The organism is Pelistega ratti, from assembly GCF_009833965.1.
In the GTDB taxonomy this organism is placed as follows: Bacteria; Pseudomonadota; Gammaproteobacteria; order Burkholderiales; family Burkholderiaceae_B; genus Taylorella; species Taylorella ratti.
Genome location: NZ_CP047165.1, coordinates 476,812 through 491,001, shown reverse-complemented (window position 1 = coordinate 491,001; position 14,190 = coordinate 476,812). Strand labels below are relative to the sequence as shown.

General features: G+C 36.0%; 16 protein-coding genes. 9 read left to right on the top strand and 7 right to left on the bottom strand.

Annotated elements, in window-relative coordinates:
- Window positions 1–148: 148 nt before the first annotated feature.
- A complete protein-coding gene (locus tag F9B76_RS02075; RefSeq protein ID WP_159990597.1) occupies window positions 149–1,225 on the bottom strand; it encodes an ornithine cyclodeaminase in 1,077 nt (358 codons plus the stop codon).
- Window positions 1,226–1,411: 186 nt separating this feature from the next.
- Between F9B76_RS02075 and F9B76_RS02070 the strand changes: the two genes are divergently transcribed.
- The 3 genes from F9B76_RS02070 to F9B76_RS02060 all read left to right on the top strand — a co-directional run bounded on the left by F9B76_RS02070 (window position 1,412) and on the right by F9B76_RS02060 (window position 2,684).
- On the top strand, window positions 1,412–1,840 hold the full coding sequence (locus F9B76_RS02070; RefSeq protein WP_159990596.1) for an Lrp/AsnC family transcriptional regulator: 429 nt from the start codon (window positions 1,412–1,414) through the stop codon (window positions 1,838–1,840).
- 299 nt (window positions 1,841–2,139) lie between these two features.
- Complete coding sequence (locus F9B76_RS02065) at window positions 2,140–2,502, top strand: nucleotidyltransferase family protein (RefSeq protein ID WP_159990595.1); 363 nt, start codon at window positions 2,140–2,142, stop codon at window positions 2,500–2,502.
- Window positions 2,499–2,684 (top strand): HepT-like ribonuclease domain-containing protein, encoded by a 186-nt coding sequence (locus tag F9B76_RS02060; RefSeq protein ID WP_159990594.1) that lies wholly within the window; start codon window positions 2,499–2,501, stop codon window positions 2,682–2,684. The genes F9B76_RS02065 and F9B76_RS02060 overlap by 4 nt, the downstream gene beginning before the upstream one ends.
- A gap of 234 nt (window positions 2,685–2,918) precedes the next feature.
- On the opposite strand, the gene F9B76_RS02055 is transcribed toward F9B76_RS02060, so the two are convergent.
- Together F9B76_RS02055 and F9B76_RS02050 are read right to left on the bottom strand one after the other, a co-directional pair.
- Complete coding sequence (locus tag F9B76_RS02055; RefSeq protein ID WP_201289331.1) at window positions 2,919–3,512, bottom strand: aminotransferase class IV family protein; 594 nt, start codon at window positions 3,510–3,512, stop codon at window positions 2,919–2,921.
- A 41-nt stretch (window positions 3,513–3,553) separates the two neighbouring features.
- Window positions 3,554–4,567, bottom strand: coding sequence for an aminodeoxychorismate synthase component I (locus F9B76_RS02050; protein WP_159990593.1), 1,014 nt, complete (start codon window positions 4,565–4,567; stop codon window positions 3,554–3,556).
- 153 nt (window positions 4,568–4,720) lie between these two features.
- On the opposite strand from F9B76_RS02050, the gene F9B76_RS02045 reads away from it, so the two are divergent.
- Window positions 4,721–5,290 (top strand): anthranilate synthase component II, encoded by a 570-nt coding sequence (locus F9B76_RS02045; RefSeq protein ID WP_159990592.1) that lies wholly within the window; start codon window positions 4,721–4,723, stop codon window positions 5,288–5,290.
- A 32-nt stretch (window positions 5,291–5,322) separates the two neighbouring features.
- On the opposite strand, the gene F9B76_RS02040 is transcribed toward F9B76_RS02045, so the two are convergent.
- Genes F9B76_RS02040 through map form a run of 4 tightly spaced genes read right to left on the bottom strand, consistent with a single transcriptional unit; the run spans window position 5,323 to window position 9,909 of the window.
- Window positions 5,323–5,817, bottom strand: a complete 495-nt coding sequence (locus F9B76_RS02040) for a disulfide bond formation protein B (protein WP_159990591.1) — start codon at window positions 5,815–5,817, stop codon at window positions 5,323–5,325.
- 1 nt (window position 5,818) lies between these two features.
- Complete coding sequence (locus tag F9B76_RS02035) at window positions 5,819–6,505, bottom strand: MarC family protein (protein WP_159990590.1); 687 nt, start codon at window positions 6,503–6,505, stop codon at window positions 5,819–5,821.
- 2 nt (window positions 6,506–6,507) lie between these two features.
- A complete protein-coding gene (locus F9B76_RS02030; RefSeq protein ID WP_159990589.1) occupies window positions 6,508–9,087 on the bottom strand; it encodes a [protein-PII] uridylyltransferase in 2,580 nt (859 codons plus the stop codon).
- A 3-nt stretch (window positions 9,088–9,090) separates the two neighbouring features.
- A complete protein-coding gene (gene map, locus F9B76_RS02025; RefSeq protein WP_279268035.1) occupies window positions 9,091–9,909 on the bottom strand; it encodes a type I methionyl aminopeptidase in 819 nt (272 codons plus the stop codon).
- Between the two features lie 243 nt (window positions 9,910–10,152).
- Here map and rpsB point away from each other — a divergent pair, with 243 nt between their 5' ends.
- From rpsB to uppS, 5 genes are all read left to right on the top strand, one after another.
- Window positions 10,153–10,908: a 30S ribosomal protein S2 gene (gene rpsB / locus F9B76_RS02020; protein WP_159990587.1), complete on the top strand. Its 756-nt coding sequence runs from the start codon at window positions 10,153–10,155 to the stop codon at window positions 10,906–10,908.
- 146 nt (window positions 10,909–11,054) lie between these two features.
- Complete coding sequence (tsf, locus tag F9B76_RS02015; RefSeq protein WP_159990586.1) at window positions 11,055–11,927, top strand: translation elongation factor Ts; 873 nt, start codon at window positions 11,055–11,057, stop codon at window positions 11,925–11,927.
- Window positions 11,928–12,106: 179 nt separating this feature from the next.
- Window positions 12,107–12,823 (top strand): UMP kinase, encoded by a 717-nt coding sequence (pyrH, locus tag F9B76_RS02010; protein WP_159992051.1) that lies wholly within the window; start codon window positions 12,107–12,109, stop codon window positions 12,821–12,823.
- Window positions 12,824–12,863: 40 nt separating this feature from the next.
- Window positions 12,864–13,424 (top strand): ribosome recycling factor, encoded by a 561-nt coding sequence (gene frr / locus F9B76_RS02005; RefSeq protein ID WP_159990585.1) that lies wholly within the window; start codon window positions 12,864–12,866, stop codon window positions 13,422–13,424.
- A 13-nt stretch (window positions 13,425–13,437) separates the two neighbouring features.
- Entirely contained in the window at window positions 13,438–14,187 is a 750-nt protein-coding gene (uppS, locus tag F9B76_RS02000; protein ID WP_159990584.1) for a polyprenyl diphosphate synthase, read from the top strand.
- Window positions 14,188–14,190: the final 3 nt, after the last annotated feature.

Here is a 14,190-nt window from a genome sequence, read left to right as displayed (position 1 = left end):
AAGTAAGAAATAATGTGAAAGAAAGGTACTATCAACTACTCTATAAATAAAGTTTAAAAAGGAGTAGCAGAGTATATAACTTTTACTTGATGATATCCTCTATAGAGTAGTATCTATAGAGGATAAGTATATTGTGGCGATAACGTTACTAGACAGCCTGACGTAAAGTAGTTTCTTCTATACTACTTTCTAAATAGCCGAATAAATCTTTAGGATCAGCTAAATCAGGGACAAGTGCTAGTGGTTGTGCTAAACCAAGTTTAACCGCAGCATCTGTAATATAGCGTACGGCAGAGAAGTCTTCAATAGCGAAACCAACAGAGTCAAAAATCGTAATTTCTTCATTAGACGTACGGGCAGATTGTTTAGATTTAAATATATCTGCTAATAATTTGACTTTAAAATCTTCTGGCATATTTTGAAGTTCACCCTCTACACGCGTTTGGGGTTCAAATTCAACATATACTGTACCTTTTGTCAGAATACGAGGGTCTAATTCTGTTTTACCGGGGCTATCACCACCGACAGCATTAATATGTACACCAGCCTCTACCATTGCTTCAGTGATAATATGCGCTTTTGAATATTCAGCGGTTACTGTGGTAATAATATCAGCACCTTTTACTGCATCTGCGACATTATCAAAAATTTCTATTTTTAAATCTGTATTGCGTAGATTGTGAACTAATTTTTGACTGGCTTTAGGATCAATATCAAAAATAGCTAATTCTTGGATACCTAAAAGATGGTAGAACGCTAAGGCTTGGAATTCACTTTGACAGCCATTACCAATTATTGCCATGCGTTTACTATTAGGGCGAGCAAGATATTTAGCGGCAAGCACTGACATTGCTGCGGTACGAATCGCTGTTGTTAGTGTAAATTCACTGATAACATCAGGTTTGCCCGTATCGTTACTGATTAATGCACCAAAAGCAAGCACAGTAGATAAGCCGTGGTTAGGATTATCAGGGTGGCAATTGACATATTTAAAACTATATTGTTCTTTACTTGCAATTGGCATAAGCTCAAGAACACCATTATTTAAATAATTTGCAACACGTGCGGTTTTATCAAATTCGTCCCAGCGTAAATAATCTTGATGAAGGTATTCCATCATACCTTCAAAAGTAGATTTAATCCCTTGCTTTTGAATAATTTTGGCAATATCTTGAGGGCTAATTAATAGGGTAGGTAGGCTACCTTTAATGGCTTGTTGTGACATGTTGTACTCCTATTTAATGGGTAAATTGATATTTATTTTTCTTAATGAAAAGAAAGCTATAAAACAAAAATTTATCTATACCTATAGTTTCTCTTATTTTTAAGTTAATTAAAATGCTAAATTATGCTAATATTTGCTATGATATATAGCATTTTGATAGATTAAATTATCATTTTGGTAGGTTTTATGCAAAATTTAGATGAAACAGATCATAAATTACTAAGTTTATTAAGAGAAAACGCCCGTTATTCTATTGCCTATTTGGCAAAGAAATTACAGGTCTCTCGTGGAACAGTAAGTAATCGCCTTGCAAAGCTAGAAGATGAAGGAGTGATTAGAGGATATACAGTTGAGTTACGTCCTGAAAATGAGCTTAATCGTGTTCATGCATGGACAAGTATTGTGATAGAGGGGAATATGACATTATCGGTGGTAAAAGCACTGCGAGGCGATCCTTGTGTAAGTGCAATTTACGATACCAATGGGCGCTGGGATATTTTAGTTGAATTAAGGGCAAATTCTTTAGAAGAGCTAGGGAAGGCCCTTGAGCGTATTCGTTTGATTAAGAATATTAGTAAATCTGAAACGAGTATTCATCTTAAAAATTATATGTGAGGAGTGCTAAATTACTTTATTTTTAATTTGAAAATAAATTTTTAAATTATATTTATTTTTTACTGCTCTTAAATTTAAAATAGAAGTGTAATGTTTTAAAAACTGAGTTGATAAGCTAAGATTGCAGTGTTGTACTTTAATTTTGAATTCACCTTTAAATATTGTTATGATTAGGATAAATTAGGTAGAATAGAGAGCATATAATATCTAGGAATAGACCTATCGTAAGTGATATTTAGGACTGGTAGTCAAGAGGTTTAGGGTACACGTTTTGAAAGTGTGTATATGGAAATGTATAGGTGTTCAAGTATTACTTACCATTAGATAAATTAGATAATAGTGTTTATATTCAGTTTGGATGTGAGTGTATGCGACCATCGGAATTACTTTTACAGTATAAAGAAGATATTAAAGTGATTTTTGTTAAATATCCTCATATTAAATCTCCTCATATTTTTGGTTCGGTTTGTGATGGTTCTGATGAAGAGGGTAGTGATATTGACTTCTTGGTCTATCCTGATCGTGGTGTAACCTATTTTGATATTGCTGAGTTACAATCTGATTTAGAAAACCTTTTACAGTGTCGGGTTGATATTACTACACCTAGGGGATTACCCAATCAATGGCGAGATAAAATAATCCATCATGCGGTGTTATTATGAATAGAAAAGATTATCGTATAGTTGATTATCTTTCTTATATCACCGAATATATTTTGAATATAGAGAATTATGCAAAAGAAATAAGTGAAGAGGAGTTTTTATCTAATCAATTGGTTAAAGATGCTGTATTGTACAATTTTGCCATTATGGGAGAGGCAAGTTTTAAAGCGTTCTTTAGGTAAAGTTTGGTTAATTTTTATCTTTGCTTAAATAGTCAGTTATATAAAATTGACTAATTTGTAAATCATCTTTATCTAATTTAATATCATTTACCATGATTGCTTCCATGATTTTCTTTAAATTATTTAAGAGTTGGCTTTAATATAAGTGCCAGATTGCTTTCTCTATATCTGCTTGCTGTGTAGATTTATCATCGCCATAAAGTAACCTGTCGTTAAATTTAACCATTCTATTGGTTAAAGGGGATTAAGTGCATTAATTAAGCGAATTTCTTCATATTCAGTCAGATCTTCTAAACGAATAGGAATTTCAATAAGTTTATTCGTATTGAGTAAAGTCTGACGCATTGTCCCTTTTAGTAAGGGAGTATTAGGTGTGAACCACTGAGAGCCTTTCCTAAAAATAAGATTACCAATAGAGCAATCTGTTACATAGCCTTGTTTGATAATTATAATTTCATCGGCTGCCCCTTTTTGTGTTAAAAGTGTACTCAATAATGCACGATCAGTTAATTTGAGGTGATAGTCAATATCATCACAAATAATAGGAAGAAAGTGGTGATAAACCTTGCGTTGATAGGGGAAAAACTGTATTTGATAAGATTGGTGATTATAATCTAACCGACAGCGTAATAATGCTTCAGTATGTAATGAAGAGGGGAGTGAAGCATCAATAATTTGTCTTAAATTTAAATAGTTTATAGATGAATAACTACTTGAATAATACTCTCGCACACTTTGTTCATAACGATATTGGTGAGCTTCGATATTACAGACTTGTCCTTTCTCAATTGCAATGGTTTCAAATAAAGGAAATATCGTATTCATCATATCTATTTTAATCTTAAAATATTTACTGTAAAAATTATCACTTATTTAGAGGTAGAGGGTTGAAAAGGAATATAGACTTTTTGAATTAACTCTTTATATTCTTCTTCAACATCACTTTGAGCGGTAATACCACCACCGCTTCGGAAATAAAACTGATGGTCTCGTTGTTCAATAAAGCGAATAGCAACGGCACTATCAATATTTTTGCCATCAAATAGACCAAAAACACCCGTGTAATACCCACGAGAACTCCCTTCTGCTTGTTGAATAATCTGTACTGTTTTTTCTTTGGGTGCACCGCTAATAGAGCCAGCAGGTAAGAGTTTATCTAATAGTGTCCCAATATGTGCTTGCCAGTGCGGATCTAATTGACCTTGAATTTCTGAACTTGTTTGGAGAATATCCCCTCTAGCCGTAGAAATACGCTCAATATACCGAAAACGAGTGACTTCAATAGAATGGGCTACTGTTGCTAAGTCATTTCGTAATAAATCAACCACCGTATAATGTTCTCGTTTTTCTTTTTCATTGTTGAGTAGTAATTGTTCTGCATTATCCAAAGTTGCATCAATTGTACCTTTCATCGGATAAGTATAAATAGTATTATGCTGTGTACGGATAAAAGGTTCAGGTGAAAAGCAGACAAATTGCTGATCAAGCCAGAGTTTATATTTGGCTTGACTTTGTATAAAAATATCCGCTAACGTTGCTGATGTACAAAGCGGTGTTGGATAGCTAAGGTTTAATAAATAGGTATTTCCTTTGTGTAATTCCTGCTGAACAATATCAAATCCTTTCTGATATTCAGCAAATGATATAGGAAAGGGGGTAAATGTAATAGGAAACTTCTCTTTTGCTTGAGTGGTTGGGCTATCAGTTAATGTCGGAAAGGTAAAATTGCTTTTACCAGAAATCATATAATAAATACCTTGTTGTATCGCTTTTTCTAATGGAACAATAATGGGTTTTTCTTTTTCAAAATCAATAAGAAAGAAAAAGGGGATACGCTGACTTCCAAGCGTATTCGCTTGTTGAATAAAAGCAGAGAACGACATAATGATATAAAATAATGCTTTCGCTAAATACTATACTGATGCGAGTAGAGATGACTATTTAAAATAAATAGTTTGTTTGTAATGGCATTTTACCTTATCTATATAAGAAGTGATAGCGAGAAGATAGATACAAATAAATGATAGATGGTAGTTATGCGTTTATTGATTATTAATAATCATGATTCTTTTACTTATAATCTAGTGGATTATATACGGCGGTTAAATATTACTTTTGATGTTGTTACTGTTGAGCAATTAGAGATAGATCAAGTTGAGCAATATAGTCATATCTTAATTTCACCGGGGCCAGATATCCCTGATGCTTATCCTCAGCTTTTTGCTTTATTAGAGCGATACTATCAGCATAAATCTATTTTGGGTGTTTGTCTGGGACATCAAACCCTATGCCAGTTTTTTGGTGCAACACTCTATAATCTTGATAAAGTACGACATGGACAATCAAAACAGTTAAATGTGATAAAAGCCTCTTTATTATTCCATCATTTACCACTATCATTTCAGATTGGTTTATACCATTCATGGGTCGTATCAATAGACAACTTTCCTGATGTATTGGATATAACTGCTGTATGTGAGGATAAACTGATTATGGCGGTTCAGCATAAGACATTACCACTTTTTGGGGTGCAGTTTCACCCAGAGTCTTTTATCTCTGAAAATGGTTTAGCGCTTTTATCCAATTGGCTAAAAGGAGAGATGTAATTGACAGTATCTTTTCTAGTGTTTATTGAGACTTAATGAAAAAGATGTCGAGTGTTTTTCTTAAATAGAGCAATAAGAGAAGCGATAGCCATCAACACAAAGAGACCTAATGACCATAACGAATATTCAATACCCAATAAGCTAACTTGTGCATCCATACAAGTGGCGAAAATACCAAATAACCACGGTACTGCGGCATCTAAATGTGTCCAACGGGACATAAAGACATCGGCGAATGTCATATCACAAGAAAGCATTTTAGCCGCAACATTGTATTGATACCATGCACTTAATACGCCAGATAAGGATAATCCTGCACTTAAAAAGGCGAAAAAACGGATAAAATAAGTAGAACGAAAGAGGTTAGAAAGTAAGCAAACCACCGCTATAACGAGGAGAATAAAACGTTGCAATACACACCAAGCACAAGGGTACATTCCCAAATAGTGTTGGGAAAATAAAGCAAATCCAAGGGCAAGTAAACAGATTAATGCAATGGTATTCAGTATTTTTTGTGTGGTATTCATATCATGTTAACTGGTTAATATCACTCGCTAAACTCATTGCTAAATCATGTATGCCTGCCCAGCAAATTTGAACCCCTACACATAGCAAAATAAAGGCAGAAAGTCGCATAAAGATAATCGACCCATTGTTGCCTAAACGATGCAAGAATTGAGCGGCAAAGCGTAAACAGAAATAAACAATAACCGCAATGACTATTACACCTACAATAGTACCACTTAATGTAAAGAAAGTAGCTAAGTTTAACTGATTGTGTTGTAAACTTGCCCCTACGGTAATAGCGGCAGCAATCGTACCCGGACCACAAGCAATAGGGAAGGTAAGTGGATAAAAAGCATTATTTTTTGCTTTATCTAGCGTATATTCTTCATTACTAATCGGATGCATACCAGTATCAGGGTCTTCTGCATTGAGTAATTTCCATGCCGCAGCAATAACCAAGATACCCCCACCGACACGTACAACGGCTAAAGAGATACCCAACATACTTAGCACGAGATTACCAAGGAAAATAGCCGCCACAATCATAATAAAGATGTTGATCGCAATACGTTGAGATAGCATTTTCCGAGTTTGATTGCTAGCGCCACTTGTCATTGTCCAAAAGATAGGAATAACAGAGGGAGGATTTAAAATCGGAAGAATAGTAGCCAATACAAAAAGAAAATTGGTGAAAAAGGTGGAAAACATAATTACTTCAACTCAATTAAATGATTTAAGGTATCTAAAATATCCCGTTCAAATGATAACTGATTTTTTTCATTATCTAAATAGGGACTCTCAATAATAAAAATATCTTCTGCTCGCTCACCTAATGTCATAATTTTAGCCATGTGTAAATTAATATGATGTTTACTCAATAAATGGGCTAAGTGATAGAGGATTCCGGGACAGTCCGTTGTTGTGATAGATAATAACCATGTTGAACCATATTCGTCTTTACGTAAGGTAATACTAGGAACAATAGGAAAAATACGGGATTGTCGTGCCTCTGCACCAACCTTTGTTGTAAATGATTTGGGTGGTTTTAGGTTTTCTTGCTGTATTGCTTTTACAAGTGTCTTTTCAATGGTATGAATTAAATGATTTGGGTTTTCTCCCTCATTAAATGAGATAGAAAAACTATCTAAAGCATAACCATCTATGCTGGTATGAATACGGGCATCAAGAATATTAAGATGATGCTGATAAAAATATGCCAGGATTTTTTCAAAAAGATGTGGTTGATCAGGCGTAAAAACAACAATTTGGATATGATCACTTTTGGCAGCATAACGTGCACGAACAATGGTTTGACGTGTGCCAACATAGGGAAATAATACTTGAGTATGCCAAGCGATATCCTCTGCTTCATGACGTAGAAAATAGGCAATATCCATTTGATGCCAAAAATCATCACGTTGTTTATCGGTTAATCCGACAGCTTGAATAAGATGTTTGGCTTCGGTTTTACGTTGCGATAAAATAGTTTGACGATCAAAGGTATCGCCTTCAAATAATTGTACGGTACTTTGGTAGAGGTTTTGTAAAAGCTGATCTTTCCAGTTATTCCATACTTTAGGGCTTGTGCCACGAATATCAGCAACGGTTAAAAGATATAAAGCATCTAGGTGTCGTCTAGTTTTTACCGCTTTACTAAAATCATTAATAACCGCTGGATCTGAAATATCTTTCTTTTGTGCCACAGTGGACATTAATAAATGGTTAGCTACCAAGAATTCTAAGAGTTCTATATCTTCCGCTAATAAACGGTGTTGTTGTGCAAAGGCTTTAATATCAATTGCCCCTAAAATAGAGTGATCACCACCTCGACCTTTAGCAATATCATGAAAAAGTGCTGCAATATATAAAATCCAATATCGGTCAAATTCAGCCATCAAACGAGATGCCAATGGATTTTCTTGTGCATATTCTGGCATAGTGAAACGATAAAGATGACGAATAACTTGCAAAATATGCTGATCAACCGTATAAACATGAAAGAGATCATGTTGCATTTGTCCTACAATTTTTTGCCAACTAGGGATATAACGAGGCAGAATTTTCAGTTTAGATAGTAGTCGTAAATTCTGTACAATACCTGTAGGTTGTTGCAAAATAGCTAAGAAAGTTTCTTGATTTTGAGGGTCTTCTCTAAATTGCGTATCAACTAATTTTCGGTGTTCCCAGATGAGACGTTGTGTTTTAACACTTAAATCCTCTAGCTCTGGATAGTGTTGTAAAACTAAAAAGGTTTTTAGCAAAAGGTGTGGTTTTTTAATAAATGCATCTTCTTCACGAATATCCAGTAAATGCCCAATACGCTGAAAGTCCTCATCAAGTATAATAATCCGTTTATCTTGCCCTGGGAAAAGATAGTCCTTAAAATTTTGTAGCATAAAATGGGTAATAAGATTTACTAATCGAGCAACCCCATAATAGCTTTGCATAAAACTTTCTGATGCACGTTTACCTGCGATGCTTTTATGACCATATACTTCGGCAAGTAAAGGTTGTACATGAAAAAGGACACGATCGTCCCGTTTACGATGAATCAACTGTAATTCAATCCGAAAGCGCTTAAAGTTATTTTCTGCTTTAGTGATAACTTCTGCTTCTTTAGCGGTCATTAGCTGTGCATCTACTAAGGCTTTCCAACCACCTTTCATATTGTTTGATAAGGCTAGCCAGTGTAAAAGGTGGATATCGCGTAAAGCTCCCGGAGACTCTTTTCCATTGGGTTCTAAAGAGTAGGGGGTATTGTTATAGCGAGCATAACGCTGTTTGAATTCTAATTGTTTACCTAAAAAGAAATCTCGAGGTTGGTGAAATTTTTTGAATTTCTTTTGAAGCTGTAGAAATGTTTTATGCTCTCCAAGGATATATCGGCATTCGAGTAAACTGGTTTCTACCGTAATATCTTTTTTGGCTTCATGAAGGCAATCATCTATGGTGCGAATACTTGCACCAATGTCTATTCCCAAATCCCAAAAGGATTGAATAAGTTGAGCAAGTTTTTCTTGATCAGCCGTATTGGGCTCTTTGGCAATTAATAAGAGGATATCAATATCAGAGTAAGGATAAAGTTCTTTGCGACCATATCCCCCTACAGCACAGAGTGCTGTCCCTGCGGGTAGGGGATATTGCTGAATCACTTCTTTAAAGCATTGGTCAATAATCCGTGTGTTTCTACTTAAAAAAGTATTGGCATTTATCTTGCCCTTTTTATACCGCTCTCTTAACTGTTCACGTTTCTGTGTAATGCTTTTTTTGATCTCAAGAAGTGAGGTCATTCCTTATCCTTTTTGAATAAAGTCTGGTGGTGGTCGCATTTGATCGGAAACAGTAAGCACTTCATAACCATCAGCGGTTACAATAACAGTATGCTCCCATTGTGCAGATAAACTACGATCCTTAGTCACAACAGTCCATTGGTCGGGCATTAAACGTGTTGCATAGTGTCCTGCATTAATCATAGGCTCAATTGTGAATGTCATTCCTTCTACGAGTTTTGTACCAGTATGGGGTTTGCCATAATGTAAAACCATAGGATCATCATGGAAAACACGTCCTACACCATGACCGCAATAGTCCCGAACAACAGAAAATCCTTGGGCTTGGGCGTGTGTTTGAATGGCATGACCAATATCACCTAATGTTGCCCCAGGTTTCACTTGTTCAATACCTAACCACATACATTCATACGCTGTTTCAGTTAGTTTACGAGCTTGAATAGAAGGTTCGCCAATATAGAACATACGGCTTGTATCACCAAACCAACCCTCTTTAATAATCGTAATATCAATATTCATAATATCACCATTTTTAAGCACACGATCACCGGGAATACCATGACAGATGACGTTATTAATAGAGGTGCAGATACTGGCAGGAAACGGAGGGTTGCCATAGCCAATCGTTGCAGACTTAGCATGGAGTACATTGGTAATATAGTCTAATACTAGACGATCAAGCTCACCTGTTGTGATGCCTGCTTTAACAAAGGGTGTAATATAATCCAATGCTTGTGCTGCACCTTGGCAGGCAGCTTTCATTTGAGCAATCTCTTCAGGTTTTTTAAGGATTTGCATAAAACTTGTATAAAAATAAAAAATCAGTATATAATTATAGACTTATTTGAAAATATATCCAATCACCCTTTATAAAAAATGTATTTTAAAAGTATTTTTTATGGTAGGTTTTGCTGGGGTATAGTGCTTTTAGCGTAATGGTATTTCCATTAGTTCAAATAAAATCCTCTTTTTTTTAATAGCGTACATCACCACATAGGGTGTTGATTCCAATAAGATTCATATCAATACGGGTGCTGTACAAGACATAACCCTGTGGAGTTTACTATGTCATTAATGCGTCAAATGTTAGAAGCTGGTGTTCATTTCGGTCACCAAACACGTTACTGGAACCCAAAAATGGGTCAATACATTTTTGGTCAACGTAACAAAATCCATATCATTAACCTAGAAAAAACAGTTGTTAAATACCTAGAAGCCCTAAACTTCGTTCGTCAGACAGCTGCTCGCGGTGGTGATATTCTATTTGTAGGTACAAAACGTTCTGCGCGCGATATTATCGCTGCAGAAGCTGAACGTGCTGGCGTACCTTATGTTAATAATCGCTGGTTAGGCGGTATGATGACTAACTTTAAAACAGTTAAATCATCTGTTAAACGTCTAAAAGATATGGAAGCTGCTCAAACAGACGGTAGTGTTGAGCGTTTGACTAAAAAAGAAGCATTAATGTTCTCTCGTGAATTAGAGAAACTTAATAAATCAATCGGTGGTATCAAAAACATGAACAAATTGCCTGCAGCTTTGTTCGTTGTTGACGTTGGTTATCACAAAATTGCTATTCAAGAAGCACGTACTCTAGGTATTCCTGTTATCGCTGTTGTGGATACTAACCACTCACCAGATGGTGTTGATTTTGTTATTCCAGGTAACGATGACTCAGCTAAAGCGATTGAATTATATGCTTCTGGTATTGCTAATGCTATTCTTGAGGGTCGTGAACAACGCCTAAATGGTTTAGTTGAAGAAATTCAAGAAGAAGTTGTAGAAGAAGCTGTTGCTGAAGAAGCGTCAGCTGCTGAGTAAAATTTTTGCTTGTCATTTATTTTACAATAAACGACAGTTATTATCATAAGGTCGCCTGATGCTTCTAATAGAGTAGGGCGACTTTATTCGTTAAACATTTTTATACTTAGCATGGACTAAGTAATTTATCTTAAATTGGAGAAAACATGGCTGAAATTACCGCTGCAATGGTTAGAGAGTTACGTGAAAAAACAGACGCACCGATGATGGAATGTAAAAAAGCATTAACGGAGGCTGATGGTGATTTAGCACGTGCAGAAGAGATTCTTCGTGTGAAATTAGGTAATAAAGCAAGTAAAGCAGCTACACGTGTAACAGCTGAAGGACTTATCGGTATTTATACTTCTGAAGATGGTAAAACAGGTGCATTAATTGAAGTAAACTGTGAAACTGACTTCGTGGCTAAAAACCCAGAGTTCGTTGATTTCGTTGCAGAATTAGCGAAAAAAGTTGCCCTTGAAAATCCAGCTGATGTTGCTGCACTCAATGCACTTCCTTTTGGTGAAGGTACAGTAGAAACAACTCGTACCGCCTTAGTTGGTAAAATTGGTGAGAATATGACTGTACGTCGTTTCCACCGTATTGCAACCCCACACCAAGTGGCTAGCTATAGCCATGGCGGTCGTATTGGCGTATTAGTTGAATTTGAAGGTGCAGATGAAGTAGGTAAAGATGTTGCAATGCACGTTGCTGCCACAAAACCAAAAGCATTAAATGCTGATGGTGTACCTGCTGAAGATATTGAAAAAGAACGTTCTGTCGCGGCACAAAAAGCGGCTGAATCTGGTAAACCAGCTGAGATTGTTGAAAAAATGGTTGAAGGCTCTGTTGCTAAATATCTCAAAGAAGTTACCTTATTCAACCAACCTTTTGTTAAAAACGATAAACAAACAGTTGAGCAAATGCTTAAAGAGAAAAAAGCAGCTGTTCATAGCTTCGGTTTATTTATCGTAGGTGAAGGTATTGAGAAAGTTGAAACAGACTTTGCTGCTGAAGTAGCGGCTATGGCAAAAGCATAAGTTTTGCATTAGCACCATGATTAGCCTTGAGAGTATTTACTTTCAAGGCTTTTTTATTGATACGAACCGAAGTAAGTTTAAATATGGCTAATTCTTTAATCAATCGTTTAAGCAAAGAGATTTAGCGTATAATAGACGACGATTTAATGATTAATATAGTTTTATTAAAAAGGATAAAAATCATGTCAACATCATATAAGCGTGTGCTACTCAAATTATCGGGTGAGGCACTCATGGGTGAAGATGCTTTTGGGATTAATCGTTCAACGATTGTCCGTATGACAGAGGAAATTGCTGAAGTAGCAAAGCAAGGTGTAGAATTAGCTATTGTGATTGGTGGTGGTAATATTTTCCGAGGTATTGCACCAGGAGCACAAGGTATGGATCGTGCTACGGCTGATTATATGGGTATGTTAGCAACCGTCATGAATGCATTAGCATTACAAGATGCCTTAAAAAATCATGGTGTTGTAGCTCGTGTACAGTCTGCTTTAAATATTGATCAAGTGGTTGAGCCTTATATCCGCCCTAAAGCATTACGCTATCTTGAAGAAAAGAAAGTGGTTATCTTTGCAGCAGGGACAGGTAATCCTTTCTTTACAACTGATACTGCAGCCGCATTGCGTGGTGCAGAGATGGGGGTTGAGATTGTCTTAAAAGCGACTAAAGTGGATGGTATTTATACAGCTGATCCTAATAAAGATCCTACCGCTACGCGTTATTCTCGTGTTGCTTTTGATGAAGCGATTAGCAAACGTTTAGAAGTGATGGATGCAACAGCATTTGCACTTTGTCGTGATCAAAAACTACCAATTAAAGTCTTCTCTATCAATAAAGCTGGCGCACTAAAACGTGTTATTGCTGGTGAAGATGAAGGTACATTAGTTCACGTATAAACTATTTAAAATAATTGATATTTTCACTAAAAGGTAAAAAATGAGTATTTCTGATATTACAAAATCAACCGAAACTCGTATGGGTAAATCGATTGAAAACTTAAAAGTTAATTTATCTAAAATCCGTACAGGTCGTGCACATGCGGGTATTTTAGATCATGTACACGTTGATTACTATGGTTCTATGGTTCCCGTTGGTCAGGTTGCCAATGTAAGTGTTGTTGATGCACGCACATTAAATGTACAACCTTGGGAAAAAAATATGGCAGCGCCAATTGAAAAAGCTATTCGTGAGTCTGATTTAGGTTTAAATCCTGTTGCTTTAGGCGATTCAATTCGTGTGCCTATGCCACCATTAACAGAAGAGCGTCGTCGTGATTTAACCAAAGTGGTACGTTCAGAAGGTGAAGATAGTAAAGTAGCTGTGCGTAATCTTCGCCGTGAAGCAAATGATGCGTTAAAACGTCTATTGAAAGAAAAAGAAATTTCAGAAGATGATGATCGCCGTACACAAGATGTTGTACAAAAAATGACAGATAAATATGTCGCTGAAATTGACAAACTCGTGGCTGATAAAGAAGCCGAAATTATGAAAGTTTAGTAATAAAGTAGTTATGACGCAAAGTTCTACACTGAGTATTCCTACGGTTAGCGAAAAACCTCGCCATGTTGCTATTATTATGGATGGTAACGGACGGTGGGCGACTAAGCGTCATTTACCGCGTACAGCAGGGCATATTCGTGGTATCCAAGCTGTACGCCGTGCGGTAGAATACTGTGCAAGAAATCATATTCCTTATCTGACTTTATTCGCTTTTAGCTCTGAAAACTGGCGCCGACCTGCGGATGAAGTCAGCTTATTGATGAAGTTATTTGTAAAGGCATTACAAAAAGAAGTTACCAAACTTCAAAAAAACAATATGAAGCTAAAAGTAGTAGGAGACTTATCGGCTTTTGATGCAACATTACAAACATTGATTCAAGCCGCAGAAGCATCTACAGCACATAATACAGGGCTTCAATTAAATATTGCAGCTAATTATGGTGGTCGTTGGGATATATTGCAAGCTATGCAAAAAATGCTCCAACATCGACCAGACTTAAATGGGCAATCCCTTATTCAAGAATCAGATTTATCTCCTTACCTTTGTTTCGCTGATATTCCAGAGCCAGATCTTTTTATTCGAACGGGTGGAGAGAGTAGAGTATCTAATTTTATGATTTGGCAACTTGCCTATACAGAGCTTTATTTTACAGAAAAATATTGGCCCGATTTTTCTGCTGATGATTTTGAAGCTGCTATTCATTGGTATGCTCAACGAGAGCGGCGATTTGGTCGTACATCAGCTCAACTAAAAATGTAAATT

Excerpts from the sequence above, each read along its gene's own strand:
- tsf (WP_159990586.1), top strand. The coding sequence starts at position 11,055 with ATGGCTGAAATTACCGCTGCAATGGTTAGAGAGTTACGTGAAAAAACA.
- F9B76_RS02050 (WP_159990593.1), bottom strand. The coding sequence starts at position 4,567 with ATGTCGTTCTCTGCTTTTATTCAACAAGCGAATACGCTTGGAAGTCAG.
- F9B76_RS02060 (WP_159990594.1), top strand. The coding sequence starts at position 2,499 with ATGAATAGAAAAGATTATCGTATAGTTGATTATCTTTCTTATATCACC.
- F9B76_RS02070 (WP_159990596.1), top strand. The coding sequence starts at position 1,412 with ATGCAAAATTTAGATGAAACAGATCATAAATTACTAAGTTTATTAAGA.
- F9B76_RS02035 (WP_159990590.1), bottom strand. The coding sequence starts at position 6,505 with ATGTTTTCCACCTTTTTCACCAATTTTCTTTTTGTATTGGCTACTATT.
- rpsB (WP_159990587.1), top strand. The coding sequence starts at position 10,153 with ATGTCATTAATGCGTCAAATGTTAGAAGCTGGTGTTCATTTCGGTCAC.
- F9B76_RS02075 (WP_159990597.1), bottom strand. The coding sequence starts at position 1,225 with ATGTCACAACAAGCCATTAAAGGTAGCCTACCTACCCTATTAATTAGC.
- F9B76_RS02045 (WP_159990592.1), top strand. The coding sequence starts at position 4,721 with ATGCGTTTATTGATTATTAATAATCATGATTCTTTTACTTATAATCTA.
- F9B76_RS02030 (WP_159990589.1), bottom strand. The coding sequence starts at position 9,087 with ATGACCTCACTTCTTGAGATCAAAAAAAGCATTACACAGAAACGTGAA.
- F9B76_RS02055 (WP_201289331.1), bottom strand. The coding sequence starts at position 3,512 with ATGATGAATACGATATTTCCTTTATTTGAAACCATTGCAATTGAGAAA.
- uppS (WP_159990584.1), top strand. The coding sequence starts at position 13,438 with ATGACGCAAAGTTCTACACTGAGTATTCCTACGGTTAGCGAAAAACCT.
- frr (WP_159990585.1), top strand. The coding sequence starts at position 12,864 with ATGAGTATTTCTGATATTACAAAATCAACCGAAACTCGTATGGGTAAA.
- F9B76_RS02040 (WP_159990591.1), bottom strand. The coding sequence starts at position 5,817 with ATGAATACCACACAAAAAATACTGAATACCATTGCATTAATCTGTTTA.